Raw genomic sequence first — 14,001 nt, forward strand, 5'->3', positions numbered from 1 at the left:
CCTCCCGCAGCGCTAGCGTGATCGAACACGCCCCCTACGGATGCGGGAGGACCGGCGATGCTGCGGCAGGCCAACCACCTGGTCGCCCGGGCGCGCGAGCGCATCCGGGCCGCGGCCGAGCGTGATCCGCACGCGTGGCCCGAGCGCGACGACGACCGCGCGATCCTCGTGCACGACGACCAGGCCGACGTCGACCCGGTCGAGACGTCCGCCGACGAGGAGCCGCCCCTGGGCAGCCCCGAGCCCGGCGCCCCCGACCTCGACGGGCCGCTCGGGCCCGGCGGGGTGAGCGGTCCGCCGGAGGGCGGGCGCCCGCAGCGGGCCGTCGAGCGCGGCCGCCGGCTGCTCGGTCCCGGCCGGGAGCCGCCGCGTGGGGACTCCTCGGTGCCGAGCGCGCTGCGCACGGCCGCGGCGTACTCGTGGCGGCTCATCGCCGTCCTCGCCGGCCTCTACGTGCTGCTCTACCTGGCCGCCCACGTCGCCGTCGTCGTCGTCCCGGTGTTCGTGGCGCTGCTGCTGGCGGCCCTGCTGCAGCCGGGGGCGGCGGCCCTCATCCGGCACGGCTGGCCGCGGTCGCTGGCCGCCTTCACGATGCTGCTGGTCGGGCTGGCGGTGGTCGCCGGGATCATCACGCTCGTCGTCCAGCAGATCAGCGCAGGCTTCTCGGACCTCGCCGACCAGGTCAGCCAGGGCCTCGGGCAGATCCGCGACTTCGCCGTCGACACCTTCCCCGTCACGCAGCGGCAGATCGACGAGGCGGTCACCGCCGCCCAGGACGCGCTCGTCGCCAACCAGGAGACGCTGGCCTCCGGCGCGATCACCACGGCGACGACCGTCGGTGAGGTCTTCACCGGCATCGTCCTCGCGCTGTTCACGCTGTTCTTCTTCCTGAAGGACGGCCGGTCCATCTGGCTGTGGCTGGTCGGCCTGTTCCCCCGCGACGCCCGGGCCTACCTCGACGAGGCCGCCCGCCGCTCCTGGCGGACGCTGATCTCCTACGTGCGGGCCACGGTCGCCGTCGCCATGGTCGACGCCATCGGCATCGGCATCGGCCTGGCGATCCTCGGTGTCCAGCTGGTCATCCCGCTGGCCGCGCTGGTCTTCCTCGGCGCGTTCATCCCGATCATCGGGTCGTTCCTCGCCGGGTCGGTCGCCGTGCTGGTGGCGCTGGTGACCAAGGGCCCGATCACCGCGCTGATCGCGCTGGCGATCGTCGTCCTCGTCATGCAGCTGGAGGGGCACGTCCTGCAGCCGCTGCTGCTCGGCAAGGCGGTGCACGTGCACCCGCTGGCCGTCGTGCTGGCGATCGCCGCCGGCCTGCTCATCGCCGGGATCTTCGGCGCGCTCATCGCGGTGCCGGTGGTGGCCTGCGCCAACGTGGCCGGCACCTACCTGTCCCGCCGGCACGACGGTCCGCGGCCACCCGAACCGCGGCCCGAACGGGCCCGCTCGGCCGTGGGCGTGCGCGGCTGAGCGGTCAGCCGTCGAGCGGGGCGTACGCCTCCGGGTGTGCGCGCAGGTGCTCGCGGAAGGCCTGCTCGACCGTCTCGTCCCAGACGGGCAGGGCGGCATCGTAGCGGCGGTTCGCCTCAGCCTCGAGCCGCTCCGCGGCGTCGAGGTCGTCGTCCTGCAGGTCCGCCGCCTGCCGGGCGACGTCCTCGACGGCGTCCGCGGCGGCGTCCAGCCCGAACAGGCGGAACCCGGCGGCCGCCGCGGCCCGCTGCTCCGGCTCCAGTCCCTCGACGGCGTGCAGCAGCCCGCCGTTCACCGCCATGCCGTGGCAGAGCAGCACCGCGGCCGGCGCGGCGTCCCCGGCGTGCGGGAACGGCGCGTACGGGTCGCAGGCCCGGTTCCAGACCTCGTCGGCGTCCGCGCTCACGGAGCGATCCGGCCCTCGACGGCGGCCAGCGCGATGTCGCTGCGCCAGTGCGCGCCGGCCAGCCGGACGGCAGCCACCCGCTCGTAGGCCGCCTGGCGGGCCGCGGCGAGGTCGGCGCCGGTGGCGGTGACCGCGAGCACCCGCCCGCCGGCGGAGCGGACCGTCCCGTCCGCGCCCACGGCCGTGCCGGCGTGCAGCACGCCGGGCCCGTCCGCGCCGGTCACCGGGTCGCCGGTGCGCGGCGCCTCCGGATAGCCGGACGCCGCGACGACGACGGTCACCGCGGCACCGTCGCGCCAGGTCAGCGGCGGGTGGTCGGCGAGCGTCCCGGTGGCCGCGGCGTGCAGCAGCCCGGCCAGCGGCGTCTCCAGCAGCGGCAGCACGACCTGGGTCTCCGGGTCGCCGAAGCGGGCGTTGAACTCGACCACCCGCACCCCGCGGGAGGTCAGCGCCAGGCCGGCGTAGAGCAGTCCGCTGAACGGCTCGCCGCGGCGGCGCATCTCGTCGACGGTCGGCTGCAGCACGGTCGCGAGCACCTCGTCGACCAGGCCGGGCGGCGCCCAGGGCAGCGGTGCGTAGGCGCCCATCCCGCCGGTGTTGGGGCCGGCATCGCCGTCGTCGCGGCGCTTGGCGTCCTGCGCGGGCAGCAGCGGCAGCACCGTCGTCCCGTCGGTGACGGCGAACAGCGAGACCTCCGGGCCGTCCAGGAACTCCTCGACCAGCACCGCCCCACCGGAGTCGAGCACCCGGTGGCCGTGGGCGACGGCGGCGTCCCGGTCGGCCGTGACGACGACGCCCTTGCCGGCGGCCAGCCCATCGTCCTTGACGACGTACGGCGCACCCGCCTCGTCCAGCGCCGTCTCGAGCTCGGCGGGCCCGCCGACCGGCCACGAGCGCGCGGTCGGGACGCCGGCAGCGGCCATGACGTGCTTGGCGAAGGACTTGCTGCCCTCGATCTGCGCGGCCTGCTCCGAGGGGCCGAAGCAGGCGATCCCGGCGTCGCGGACGGCGTCGGCGGCGCCGGCGACCAGCGGCACCTCGGGCCCGATGACGACGAGGTCGGCGCCCCAGCCGGTGGCCAGCGCGGCGACCGCCACCGGGTCGGCGACGACCAGCGACTCTCCGCCCGCCCCGGTCTCGGCGACCGTCCGCGTGCCGGCGTTGCCCGGCGCGCAGGCCAGCGCGGTCACCGCGGGGTCGGACGTCAGAGCGACGCACAGGGCGTGCTCCCGGGCTCCGGAGCCGATCACGAGCACGCGCACGGAGCGCGACCCTACCGTCGGAGGACCCCGTCCTCTGCACCCCTCGCGAGCTCGGGGCGGTGCCCTGGACGGGGCCTCAGCGCACTCGGTTCGGCTGCGAGCGGTAGGCGCGGAACAGCGCCTTGGCCCGCTGGTGCTCGGCGGCGCGGGCGCGCGCGTCGGACCGCAGCAGCTGGCGGTGCGCCTCGGCCTGCAGCTTGCGCCAGCCCAGGAGGCGGGCGGGGTCGAGCCGGCCGTCGTCGATCGCCGCCGCGACGGCGCAGCCGGGCTCGGTGCGGTGCGCGCAGTCGCGGAACCGGCACTCCGTGGCCAGCTCGGCGACGTCGGCGTAGGCGGTGTCCACGCCCTCGTCGTCGTAGAGGCCCAGCTCGCGCATCCCGGGGGTGTCCACCAGCAAGCCGCCGCCGGGCATCACGTGCAGCTCGCGCGAGGTGGTGGTGTGCCGCCCGCGCCCGTCGGCCTCCCGGACGTCCTGCGTGGGGGCCACCTCCCGCCCGGCCAGCGCGTTGGCCAGTGAGGACTTCCCGACGCCGGAGGGGCCGACCATCGCCGCCGTCCGTCCCGGTCCGAGCAGCGCCCGTAGCGCGTCCAGCCCCTCCCCGGTGCGTGCACTCACGGCGAGCACCTCGACGCCGAGGGCGTCCTCGGCCACCTCGGCCACGGCCGCGGCGACGTCGTCGCACAGGTCGGCCTTGGTGAGGACGACGACCGGCGTCGCCCCGCTCCCCCACGCCACGGCCAGGTACCGCTCGACCCGCCGCGCGCGCGTCGGCCCGGCCAGCGCGTCGACGACGAACACCAGGTCGAGGTTGGCGGCCACGACCTGCGCGGCCGACGTCCGGCCGGCCACGGTGCGGGTGAACGCCGAGGTGCGGGGCAGCAGCGCGACGGCCAGCTCCCCGCACAGCGCCACCCAGTCGCCGACCGCGGGGGCCCCGATGCCGTCGGGGTCGTACAGGCCGGCGGCCGGGTGCACGCGCCGCTCGCCGTCGGCGGTGAGCACGCTGAGGCGGCCACGGTCGACCCGCGCCACCCGTCCGGGGGAGGTGCCCACGGGGAGGTGCTCGAGTCGGTCGGGCGACCAGCCGATCCCTGAGAGATGCGTCACGGACGAGATGGTGCTCCGCAGGTCAGCGCGCCGTCCTCCCATTTCTCAGCGACTCGCCAGTCGGCGTTCGCCGTCCCGACACCTCGGTCGGGTGTTGTGGAGGACATGCACGCGACCGAGTCGCTCGCGACTCACGCACGGGTCCGCTCCTCGGATCCCTTCGTCGTCGGTCACCGCGGTGCCTGTGCGTACCGCCCGGAGCACACGATCGCCAGCTACGAGCTGGCCATCGACATGGGCGCCGAGTTCATCGAGCCCGACATCGTCGTCACCAGCGACGGCGCCCTGGTCGCGCGGCACGAGAACGAGCTCTCGCGCACGACCGACGTCGCCACCCGGCCGGAGTTCGCCGACCGGCGCACCACCCGCCGGGTGGGCCGCAAGCGCCGCACCGGCTGGTTCGCCGAGGACTTCACGCTCGCCGAGCTGCGCACCCTGCGCGCCGTCGAGCGGCACCCCGACCTGCGCCCGCTCAACACCGCCTACGACGGCCACTTCGGCGTCCTCACGCTCGAGGACGTGGTCGAGATCGCCCGCCGCCGGTCCACGCCGCAGCGGCAGGTCCGCGTGCTGGCCGAGCTGAAGAAGCCCAGCTGGTCGGCCGAGCGCGGCCAGCCGATGACCGAGCTGGTGGCCGCCGAGCTGCGCCGCCTCGACGCGACCGCCCCGGACGGGCCGGTCGTGCTGCAGTCCTTCGACACCGCCGGCCTGCGCCGGCTGCGCGCCGACCTCGGTGACGACGGCCCGACGATGTTCCAGCTGGTCGACAAGCCCGGCTGCGACGACCACCTGCTGACCAACGCCGGACTGCGCGCGGTCTCCACCTACGCGCAGGGCATCGCACCGAGCGTGGACCGCATCCTGCTGCGCGACGCCGACGACCGGATGACCGGCGTCTCCGACCTGGTGGCCCGGGCGCACGGGGCGGGGCTGTCCGTGGTGCCGTGGACGCTGGCCGCCGAGAACACGTTCCTGCCGCTGCACCTGCGCAGCAGCGACGACCCGGCGGCCCCCGGGGACGCCCTCGGCGCGGCCAGGCTGCTGCTGGCGCTGGGCGTCGACGGGATCATCACCGACAACCCCGACGTCGTCGTGGCCGCCGTCGCCGAGCTGCAGGCCTCCCCCGCGCGCTCCGTCGCCGCCTGACCCCCGGCGAGATCGCCGATCTCGTCCGCTCCCGGCGCGCCTCCTGTGCGAGATCGCCGATCTCGCACGGGAGGGGGCGTCAGCCGATCAGGTCGTGGACGACGACGTTCTCGTCGCGGCCGGGACCGACGCCGATCACGCTGATCCGCGCGCCGGAGAGCTCCTCGAGCCGGCGCACGTAGGCCTGCGCGTTGGCCGGCAGCTCGTCGAAGGTCCGGCAGGTGCGGATGTCCTCGAACCAGCCCGGCATGTCCTCGTACACCGGCTTGGCGTGGTGGAAGCCGGTCTGCGTCATCGGCATCTCGTCGTGCCGGACGCCGTCGACGTCGTAGGCGACGCAGATCGGCACCGTCTCCAGCCCGGAGAGCACGTCGAGCTTGGTGAGGAAGTAGTCGGTGATCCCGTTGACCCGGCTGGCGTAGCGGGCGACGACGGCGTCGAACCAGCCGCAGCGCCGGTCCCGGCCGGTGGTGACGCCGACCTCGCCGCCCTGCTTGCGCAGGTACTCGCCGTTGGCGTCGAAGAGCTCGGTCGGGAACGGGCCGGAGCCCACGCGGGTCGTGTAGGCCTTGAGGATCCCGACGACCCGGGAGATGCGGGTGGGCCCGATCCCGCTGCCGGTGGCCGCGCCGCCCGCCGTCGGGTTCGACGACGTCACGAACGGATAGGTGCCGTGGTCGACGTCGAGCAGCGTGCCCTGGGAGCCCTCGAGCAGCACCCACTCGCCGGCGTCGAGGGCGCTGCCCAACAGCAGCCGGGTGTCGGCGATGCGCTCCTTGAGCTGCTCGGCGTAGCCGGCGTACTCCTCGACCACCTCGTCGACGTCGATGGCCTTGCGGTTGTAGACCTTGACCAGGACCTGGTTCTTCTCGGCCAGCGTGCCCTCGAGCTTCTGCCGCAGGATCGACAGGTCGAGCAGGTCGGCCACCCGGATGCCGGTGCGGGCCACCTTGTCCCCGTAGGCCGGGCCGATGCCGCGGCCGGTGGTGCCGATCTTGCGCTTGCCGAGGAACCGCTCGGTGACCCGGTCCAGCGCCCGGTGGTGCGGCATGATCAGGTGCGCGTCGGCGGAGATGACCAGCTTCGAGGTGTCGACGCCGCGCTCCTCCAGCCCGGCCAGCTCGCCGATGAGCACCTCCGGGTCGACGACGACGCCGTTGCCGATGACCGGCGTGCACCCGGGCGTGAGGATGCCCGAGGGGATCAGGTGCAGGGCGTAGCGCTCACCGTCGGGCGTGATGACGGTGTGCCCGGCGTTGTTGCCGCCCTGGTAGCGGACCACGTAGGGCACGCGGCCCCCGAGCAGGTCGGTGGCCTTGCCCTTGCCCTCGTCGCCCCACTGGGCACCGATCAGCACGACTGCCGGCATCTCGCTGTCATCCCCCTGGGACTCGTCACCGGCGGTCGACCGGCTGGCAGGTGGCAGGGTATCGGCATGCCCCTCGTCGAGTTCGACCTGCGCGGTCTCGGGCCCGGGCAGGCGCCCGACCGGGCGTCCGTGGCCGGGGTCGCCGACGCCGGGTCGCTGTTGGTGCGCGGCCCCGTGCCGGCGCTGGGGACCGTGCTCGCCGCGCTGCACGCCGCCGGGCGGACGGCGGAGGTGCCGGTGTCGTGGGAGCCCACCGAGGACGCCTCCTCCCGCGGCCTGGCCCGCGACCTGGGCATCGGCACCGGTGACGAGCGGGAGCTGTCGCTGGTCCGCGACGACCACGGCGGGGTGCTGCTGCAGCACGGCCGGTACGAGGCCGCGGAGCAGGGCCGGCTCCCGCTGGCCGCGCGGCTGGGCGTGCAGGCCCACCACGACGACGAGAAGGTGGCCGACGGGATGGTCGCGCGCATCGACGTGCGGCCCGACTGGCGCGCCGTCGACACGATCCGGGTCGTCGTGTCGCCGCAGCTCATGCGCCCGCCGCGGCGCAGCACCGGCCGCGCGCTGCAGCTGGCCAGCGACCCGGCGCAGGTGACCCGCGACGGCGTCGTCTACCCCCGGCCGGTGTCGCGCTGGACCTGGTACGCCGACGACCGGGTGCGCTGGCGGCTGCGCCCCTGACGCGCGCCCGCACCCGGCGGGTCGTGGACACTGGAGCCGTTCCAGCCCGAGGAGGCCCTCCTGCGCCCGTCCGCCCCGGTGTCCGTCGACCGCCTGCCGTTCCGGGCCGAGCCGCCGCGCCGGCGGCTGCTCGACCGGGTGCTCGCCCGGCCCAGCCTGGCCGCGGTCCTGGGACTGGCCGTCGTCGTCCTGCTCTTCGGGCTGCGGGTCCCCGACCTGCTCACGCCGGCCGGCCTGGCCGCGGTCCTCGACTCCGCGGCACTGCTCGGCATCGGCGGCGTCGCGGTGGGCCTGCTCCTCGTCGGCGGCCACTTCGACCTCTCGATCGGCACGGTGACCCTCGCCAGTGCCGTCCTCACCGCGGTCCTCGTCGGCCTCGGCGAGTGGGGCATCTGGCCGGCCCTGCTCACCTCGCTGGCCGCGTCGCTGGCCGTCGGGCTGGTCAACGGCCTGCTGGTGGTCCGCACCGGCCTGCCGAGCTTCCTCGTCACCCTGGCGACCGCGCTGGTGCTGCAGGGGACCACGCTCTCGGCGCTGCCCCTGATCGCCGGGGCGCCGCGGATCAGCGGGCTGGACGCGGCGCCGGACTGGCCGTCGGCGTCGGCGGTGTTCGGCGCGACCGCCGAGGTGGGCGGCGGCGTCTTCCCCGTCTCGCTGCTGTGGTGGCTGGCGGTGACCGCCGGCGCCGGCTGGCTGCTGTGGCGCACCCGGTTCGGCAACGAGGTGCTGGCCATGGGCGGCTCCCGCCGCGCCGCCCGCGAGCTGGGCGTGCCGGTCCCGCGGACGACGCTGGTCCTCTACGCGCTCACCGCCACGGCCGGCTGGCTGCTCGGCACGCTGGCGCTGGTGCCGGCCGCGAGCGTCGGCGCCACCCCGTCCCTGGTGACCGCGATCGACTTCGTGGTCGTCGCCGTGATCGGCGGCTGCCTGCTCACCGGTGGCTTCGGCTCCATGGCCGGCGCCGCGGTCGGCGCGCTGCTCTACGCCGTCGCGCGCGAGGGCGTGGAGCTCGCCGGGTGGGACCAGCGCTGGTCGCAGGCCGCGCTCGGCGTCCTGCTGCTGGTCGCCCTGCTGGTGGGAGGGACGGTGCGCGGTCGGCTGCGGGCCGCGCCGCGGTCGTGAGCGGTCCCGTGCCCCCGGTGCTGGAGCTGCGCGGGCTGAGCGTCCGCCACGGCGGCGTGCCGGCGCTCGACCGGGTCGGCGTCACGCTCGAGGGCGGGCGGATCACCTGCGTGCTCGGGGAGAACGGGTCGGGCAAGTCGACGCTGGTGTCGGTGCTGTCCGGGCTGCGCCGGCACGACGAGGGAGAGCTCCTCCTCGACGGCGTCCCGGTCCGCTTCGGCAGCCCGCGGGCCGCGCGGGCGGCGGGGATCGCCACGGTCTGGCAGGACCTCGCCGTCGCCCCGCTGCTGTCGGTGTGGCGCAACCTGTGCCTGGGCGCCGAGCCGACCCGCGGTACGTGGCCGCTGCGCCGGCTCGACGTCGACGCCGCCCGGGAGACCACCGTGCGCGCGCTGGAGCGCATCGGCGTCACCGGCGTCGACCCCGACCAGCCGGTGAACACGCTGCGCCCCGGGGCGCGGCAGAGCCTGGCCATCGCGCGGGCGGTGCACTACGGCGCGCGGGCGCTGGTCCTCGACGAGCCGACCGAGCCGATGACCATCGCCCAGCACACGCTGATCGGTCAGGCCGTGCTGGGCGCGCGGGCGCAGGGGCTGGCCGTCGTCCTGGTGACCCACAACCCGCGCTACGCGCACCTGGTCGGCGACCGCTTCCTGCTGCTGGCGCGCGGCCAGGTGGCCGGTGACCTCACCCGCGCCGACGTCGACTCCGACGACCTCACCCGGCTCATGGCCGGCGGCGAGGAGCTGACCGCCCTGACCACCCGCCTGCAGGAGCTGCACCCCGAGCTCGGCGACCGCTGACCGCCGTGCCCGGGATGCGGGTCAGGTGACGGGACTGACGCCGCGCCCGACGGGCAGTCAGGGCACGAGAGTCGGGTCGCAGTCGCGCAGCAGCTGGGTGCAGCGCTCCTGCTCGTCGGCCTCGCCGATCGCCTCGGCGGCGCGTGCCAGCACGGTGACGCAGCGCAGGAAGCCCCGGTTGGGCTCGTGCGACCACGGCACCGGGCCGTAGCCCTTCCAGCCGTTCTTGCGCAGCGCGTCCAGGCCGCGGTGGTAGCCGGTGCGGGCGTAGGCGTAGGCCTCGATGGTGCGGCCGCCTCCGAGTGCCGCCTCGGCCAGCGCCGCCCAGGCCGCGCTGGCGCGCGGGTGTCCGGCGGCCACCTCGGCGGGGTCGGTGCCGGCGGCCAGCGCGGCCTCGGCCTCGGGGTCGCCCGGCAGCAGGGTGGCCGGCGGCTCGCCCAGCAGGTTGTGGGAGTGGGTCACAGATCCTCCTCGCTGGCGCTCGTCGGAGCTGCGCCCCGGGTCGCTCCGTGCACGCGTGACCTGGCGAGCTCGGTCACGTCAGGCGCTCGGCGACTGGCCGGCCGACAGCAGGTCCTCGCAGGCCTGCTCGACGCGGGCGGCCATGCCGGTCTCGGCCAGCTTCATGTACGGCCGCGGGTCGTAGGCCTTCTTGTTGCCGACCTCGCCGTCGACCTTCAGGACGCCGTCGTAGTTGCTGAACATGTGCCCGGCGATCGGCCGGGTGAAGGCGTACTGGGTGTCGGTGTCGACGTTCATCTTCACCACGCCGTAGGACAGCGCCTCGCGGATCTCCGACTGCAGCGAGCCCGAGCCGCCGTGGAAGACGAAGTTGAACGGCTTGCTGCCCTCGGGCAGGCCCAGCTCGGCGGTGACGACCTCCTGGCCCTGCTTGAGGATCTCCGGCCGCAGCTTCACGTTGCCCGGCTTGTAGACGCCGTGGACGTTGCCGAAGGTGGCCGCGAGCAGGTAGACGCCCCGCTCGCCGAGGCCGAGGTGCTTCGCCGTGGCCACGAAGTCGCCGGGGGCGGTGTAGAGCTTCTCGTTGATGTCGTGCGCGACGCCGTCCTCCTCGCCGCCGACGACGCCGATCTCGAGCTCCAGCACGATCTTGGCCGCCGCGCACTTGTCGATGAGCTCCTCGGCGATCTGGAGGTTCTCCTCCAGGTCGATCGCCGAGCCGTCCCACATGTGCGACTGGAACAGCGGCGCCTGGCCGGCGTCGACGCGGTCCTTCGACAGGGCGATCAGCGGGCGGACGTAGGCGTCCAGCTTGTCCTTGGGGCAGTGGTCGGTGTGCAGCGCGACGTTGACCGGGTAGCGCTCGGCGACGACGTGCGCGAACTCGGCCAGCGCCACCGCGCCGGTGACCATGTCTTTGACCCGGGTGCCCGAGCCGAACTCGGCGCCGCCGGTGGAGAACTGGATGATCCCGTCACTGCCGGCGTCGGCGAACCCGCGCAGGGCCGCGTTGATCGTCTCCGACGAGGTGCAGTTGATGGCCGGGTAGGCGAAGCCGCCCTCCTTCGCCCGGCTGATCATGTCGGCGTAGACCTCGGGGGTCGCGATGGGCATCGGGGCACTCCTGTCGATCGACGCTGGTCGGCCGTCAGTATCGCGCCTGGACCGGGGGCGCCGACACCGGCGGGGGCCTCAGGCGCCGCGGCGCAGCACCTTGCCGGGGTTGAGCAGGCCGGCCGGGTCGAGGGCGTCCTTGATCCGGCGGTGCACGTCGAGCGACACCGCGCCGACCTCGCGCTCGAGCCACTCGACCTTCAGCGAGCCGATGCCGTGCTCGCCGGTGACCGTGCCGCCCAGCGCCAGCCCGAGCTCGAGGATGTCGTCGAAGGCGGCGAAGGCACGCACCCGCTGGTCGGGGTCGGTGGGGTCGAAGCAGATGGTCGGGTGCATGTTGCCGTCGCCGGCGTGGCCGACGACGCCGATCGTGAGCTCCCGGCGGACGGCGATCCCGTCGCAGCCGTCGAGGAAGGCCGCGATCCGCGAGCGCGGCACCGCGACGTCGTCGATCAGCGTGGTGCCGAGCTGCTCCAGCGCGGGCAGCGCCATCCGCCGGGCGGCGAGCAGCAGGTCGCCCTCGGCGGGGTCCTCGGTGGTGTGCACCAGCTGCGCGCCGGCCTCCCGGCACAGCTGCGCCAGCGCCTCGACGTCCTGTCGGGCCGCCTCTCCCCCGGCGTCGGACTGTGCGACCAGCAGCGCGTGGGCGTCGCGGTCGAGGTCGGCGTGCAGCAGGTCGTCGACGGCGCGGATGCAGGTGTTGTCCATGACCTCCAGCAGGCTGGGCACCAGCCCCGTCGTGACGACCCGCTCGACCACCTGCCCGGTCTGCGCGGTGGTGGCGAAGGTGGCCACGAGGGTCACCGGCTTCTGCGGCGCCGGGCGCAGCGCCAGCGTGGCCTCGGTGATGACGCCGAGCGTGCCCTCCGAGCCCACGAACAGCCGGGCCAGGTCGTAGCCGGCCACGCCCTTCACCGTGCGGCGACCGGTGCGCAGCACCTGCCCGTCGGCGAGCACGACCTCCAGGCCCAGCACGTAGTCGGTGGTGACGCCGTACTTCACGCAGCACAGGCCGCCGGAGTTCGTCGAGAGGTTGCCGCCGATCGTGCACCAGTCGTAGCTGGAGGGGTCCGGCGGGTAGAACAGCCCGGACCCGGCGACGGCGTCGCGCAGCGCCTTGTTGACCACGCCGGGCTGGACGACGGCGAGCCGGTCGGCCGGGGAGACCTCCAGGACGGCGTCCATGCGGGTCATGACCATCGTGATCGCCCCGTCGACGGCATTGCTCGCCCCGGCCAGCCCGGAGCCCGCGCCGCGCGGGACCACGGGGACGCCGTGTCGCGAGGCCACCCGCATCACCGCGACGACGTCGGCGGTGTCCCGGGGGAGGACGACCGCGGCGGGCGTGCCGGCCTCGGCGAGCATGGCCTGGTCGCGGGCGTAGCTGGCCGTGACGTCGGGATCGGTGTGGACGCCGTGCGGACCGAGCGCGGCGGCGAGCTCGTCGACCCACGCGGTGGCGAGTGTGGTCACCGCCACACCGTACGGCTGCTGCCCGGCTCCCGGCCTCGCCGCGCGGTGCCCGACCTCGCGCTGCGGGGCGAGGTCGGGCACCACCCGGTGGGGTCGGTGCGCGACTACCCGAGGCCGAGGTCGGACAGCTCGAAGGCGGCGCGGTACTCCAGCCCGGCGGCCTCGACGGCGGCACGCCCGCCGCGGTCGACGATCACCGCCACGCCGATCACCTCGGCGCCGGCCTCCTGCAGCGCCTCGACGGCGGCCAGCGGGCTGCTGCCGGTGGTGGAGACGTCGTCGACGACGAGCACCGCGCGCCCGGCGACGTCGGGGCCCTCGATCCGCCGCTGCAGCCCGTGCGCCTTGCCGGCCTTGCGGACCACGCACGCGTCGAGGAAGCCCTCGCCGGCGGACGCCGCGTGCAGCATGGCCGCGGCCACCGGGTCGGCGCCGAGGGTGAGCCCGCCGACGACGTCGTAGCGCAGGTCACCGGTCAGCTGGCGCATCACGCGGCCGACGAGCGGGGCGGCCTCGTGGTGGAGGGTCAGCCGGCGCATGTCGACGTACCAGTCGGCCTCGCGTCCGGAGGACAGCGTGACCCGCCCGTGCACGACGGCGAGGTCGACGACCAGCTCCAGCAGGCGGTCGCGGTCGGGATGGGTGGCCCCGTTCCAGGGGCCCGCCCCGAGGGACGAGGGGTGGGGGGGAACGGGGTCCTTCTCCATGCGGCCGACCCTACGCACGGCACCGGCCCGGCTCCGCGAGGGAGCCGGGCCGGTGCCGTGCAGGTCGGCCCCTCTGCAGGGCCCCGCCGCGAGCTCGCGAGCGGTGGGGGCAGAAGGGTCCTCACTCAGGCGGCAGCGGGGGCCAGCACCTGGTCCACGATGTAGACGGTGGCGTTGGCGGTCTGCACGTTGCCGCAGATCACGCTCGCCGGGGTGCCGGTCACCGTCTGGGCGACGGTGAAGTTCTCCCCCGAGCCCTCGATGGTGACCTCGTCACCGGCGACCGTGGTGTGCGTGCCGGCGAGCTGGTCGGGCGAGAGCCGGCCCGGGATGACGTGGTGGGTCAGGATCTGGGTCAGCGTCGCCTGGTCGGCGAGGACGGCCTGCAGCTGGTCGGCCGGGATGGCCTCGAACGCGGGGTTGGCCGGGGCGATGACGGTGATGTCGTCGGTGGTGTTCAGCGTGTCGACCAGGTTGGCCGCGGTGACCGCCTGCACCAGCGTGGACAGGACCGGGTTGTTGCTCGCCGCGGTGGCCACCGGGTCGTCGGTCATGCCGGTGAAGCTGCCCTCGCCGTCGGCGGGGACGGCGGTGCAGCCGGCGCCGAAGGGCTCGTCGCTGGCCGGCTCGGCCATGGGGCTGCTGCTCTCCATCGAGCCCGAGCTCTCCGAGGCCGACGACGAGCTGCTGTCGGGGGCCGGGCTGTCGCTCGCGGCGCTGGTCTCGTCGGAGCCGCAGGCGCTCAGGGTGACGGCCAGGGTGGAGGCGGAGGCCAGGAGGATGCCGCGGGTCAGGGTGCTCTTCACGTTCGATGTGCTCCTCGGTCGTCGTGCTGGTCCGTTCGGGGACGGGGTGGTCCCCGCGGTGGTCCCTCCC

The 14,001-nt window shown here is 75.1% G+C and carries 14 protein-coding genes; 5 read left to right on the plus strand and 9 right to left on the minus strand.

Features of this window, described 5'->3' with window-relative positions:
* Window positions 1-57 precede the first annotated feature (57 nt).
* Entirely contained in the window at window positions 58-1,473 is a 1,416-nt protein-coding gene (locus BM414_RS09210) for an AI-2E family transporter (RefSeq protein WP_093579148.1), read from the plus strand.
* Window positions 1,474-1,477: 4 nt separating this feature from the next.
* On the opposite strand, the gene BM414_RS09215 is transcribed toward BM414_RS09210, so the two are convergent.
* The 3 genes from BM414_RS09215 to rsgA form a co-directional block, all read right to left on the minus strand.
* Window positions 1,478-1,879, minus strand: coding sequence for a hypothetical protein (locus tag BM414_RS09215; RefSeq protein ID WP_093579149.1), 402 nt, complete (start codon window positions 1,877-1,879; stop codon window positions 1,478-1,480).
* A complete protein-coding gene (gene purD, locus BM414_RS09220; protein WP_093579150.1) occupies window positions 1,876-3,141 on the minus strand; it encodes a phosphoribosylamine--glycine ligase in 1,266 nt (421 codons plus the stop codon). The genes BM414_RS09215 and purD overlap by 4 nt, the downstream gene beginning before the upstream one ends.
* Before the next feature lie 76 nt (window positions 3,142-3,217).
* Window positions 3,218-4,249: a ribosome small subunit-dependent GTPase A gene (gene rsgA / locus BM414_RS09225; RefSeq protein WP_093579151.1), complete on the minus strand. Its 1,032-nt coding sequence runs from the start codon at window positions 4,247-4,249 to the stop codon at window positions 3,218-3,220.
* A 105-nt stretch (window positions 4,250-4,354) separates the two neighbouring features.
* On the opposite strand from rsgA, the gene BM414_RS09230 reads away from it, so the two are divergent.
* A complete protein-coding gene (locus BM414_RS09230; protein WP_093579152.1) occupies window positions 4,355-5,395 on the plus strand; it encodes a glycerophosphodiester phosphodiesterase family protein in 1,041 nt (346 codons plus the stop codon).
* A gap of 79 nt (window positions 5,396-5,474) precedes the next feature.
* Here the strand turns inward: BM414_RS09230 and BM414_RS09235 are convergent, their stop codons facing one another.
* Window positions 5,475-6,764: an adenylosuccinate synthase gene (locus BM414_RS09235; RefSeq protein ID WP_093579153.1), complete on the minus strand. Its 1,290-nt coding sequence runs from the start codon at window positions 6,762-6,764 to the stop codon at window positions 5,475-5,477.
* A gap of 66 nt (window positions 6,765-6,830) precedes the next feature.
* On the opposite strand from BM414_RS09235, the gene BM414_RS09240 reads away from it, so the two are divergent.
* The 3 genes from BM414_RS09240 to BM414_RS09250 all read left to right on the plus strand — a co-directional run bounded on the left by BM414_RS09240 (window position 6,831) and on the right by BM414_RS09250 (window position 9,370).
* Complete coding sequence (locus BM414_RS09240) at window positions 6,831-7,445, plus strand: hypothetical protein (RefSeq protein ID WP_093579154.1); 615 nt, start codon at window positions 6,831-6,833, stop codon at window positions 7,443-7,445.
* Window positions 7,446-7,523: 78 nt separating this feature from the next.
* Window positions 7,524-8,567: an ABC transporter permease gene (locus BM414_RS09245; RefSeq protein WP_245784596.1), complete on the plus strand. Its 1,044-nt coding sequence runs from the start codon at window positions 7,524-7,526 to the stop codon at window positions 8,565-8,567.
* Window positions 8,564-9,370: an ATP-binding cassette domain-containing protein gene (locus tag BM414_RS09250; RefSeq protein WP_217644628.1), complete on the plus strand. Its 807-nt coding sequence runs from the start codon at window positions 8,564-8,566 to the stop codon at window positions 9,368-9,370. The genes BM414_RS09245 and BM414_RS09250 overlap by 4 nt, the downstream gene beginning before the upstream one ends.
* A gap of 57 nt (window positions 9,371-9,427) precedes the next feature.
* On the opposite strand, the gene BM414_RS09255 is transcribed toward BM414_RS09250, so the two are convergent.
* The 5 genes from BM414_RS09255 to BM414_RS09275 form a co-directional block, all read right to left on the minus strand.
* Window positions 9,428-9,832: a DUF3151 domain-containing protein gene (locus tag BM414_RS09255; RefSeq protein ID WP_093579156.1), complete on the minus strand. Its 405-nt coding sequence runs from the start codon at window positions 9,830-9,832 to the stop codon at window positions 9,428-9,430.
* A gap of 78 nt (window positions 9,833-9,910) precedes the next feature.
* Window positions 9,911-10,945: a class II fructose-bisphosphate aldolase gene (fbaA, locus tag BM414_RS09260; protein ID WP_093579157.1), complete on the minus strand. Its 1,035-nt coding sequence runs from the start codon at window positions 10,943-10,945 to the stop codon at window positions 9,911-9,913.
* Window positions 10,946-11,023: 78 nt separating this feature from the next.
* Window positions 11,024-12,418, minus strand: a complete 1,395-nt coding sequence (locus tag BM414_RS09265) for an FAD-binding oxidoreductase (protein ID WP_093579350.1) — start codon at window positions 12,416-12,418, stop codon at window positions 11,024-11,026.
* A gap of 104 nt (window positions 12,419-12,522) precedes the next feature.
* Window positions 12,523-13,125 (minus strand): orotate phosphoribosyltransferase, encoded by a 603-nt coding sequence (pyrE, locus tag BM414_RS09270; protein ID WP_093579158.1) that lies wholly within the window; start codon window positions 13,123-13,125, stop codon window positions 12,523-12,525.
* Window positions 13,126-13,250: 125 nt separating this feature from the next.
* Entirely contained in the window at window positions 13,251-13,931 is a 681-nt protein-coding gene (locus BM414_RS09275) for a fasciclin domain-containing protein (protein ID WP_093579159.1), read from the minus strand.
* Window positions 13,932-14,001 lie beyond the last annotated feature (70 nt).

The sequence above is a fragment of the Geodermatophilus amargosae genome (assembly GCF_900116515.1).
GTDB lineage: Bacteria > Actinomycetota > Actinomycetes > Mycobacteriales > Geodermatophilaceae > Geodermatophilus > Geodermatophilus amargosae.

What these genes read in the sequence shown, in the direction of transcription:
- BM414_RS09210 (WP_093579148.1), top strand. Translation starts at nt 58, where the DNA reads ATGCTGCGGCAGGCCAACCACCTGGTCGCCCGGGCGCGCGAGCGCATC.
- BM414_RS09230 (WP_093579152.1), top strand. Translation starts at nt 4,355, where the DNA reads ATGCACGCGACCGAGTCGCTCGCGACTCACGCACGGGTCCGCTCCTCG.
- BM414_RS09235 (WP_093579153.1), bottom strand. Translation starts at nt 6,764, where the DNA reads ATGCCGGCAGTCGTGCTGATCGGTGCCCAGTGGGGCGACGAGGGCAAG.
- BM414_RS09240 (WP_093579154.1), top strand. Translation starts at nt 6,831, where the DNA reads ATGCCCCTCGTCGAGTTCGACCTGCGCGGTCTCGGGCCCGGGCAGGCG.
- fbaA (WP_093579157.1), bottom strand. Translation starts at nt 10,945, where the DNA reads ATGCCCATCGCGACCCCCGAGGTCTACGCCGACATGATCAGCCGGGCG.
- pyrE (WP_093579158.1), bottom strand. Translation starts at nt 13,125, where the DNA reads ATGGAGAAGGACCCCGTTCCCCCCCACCCCTCGTCCCTCGGGGCGGGC.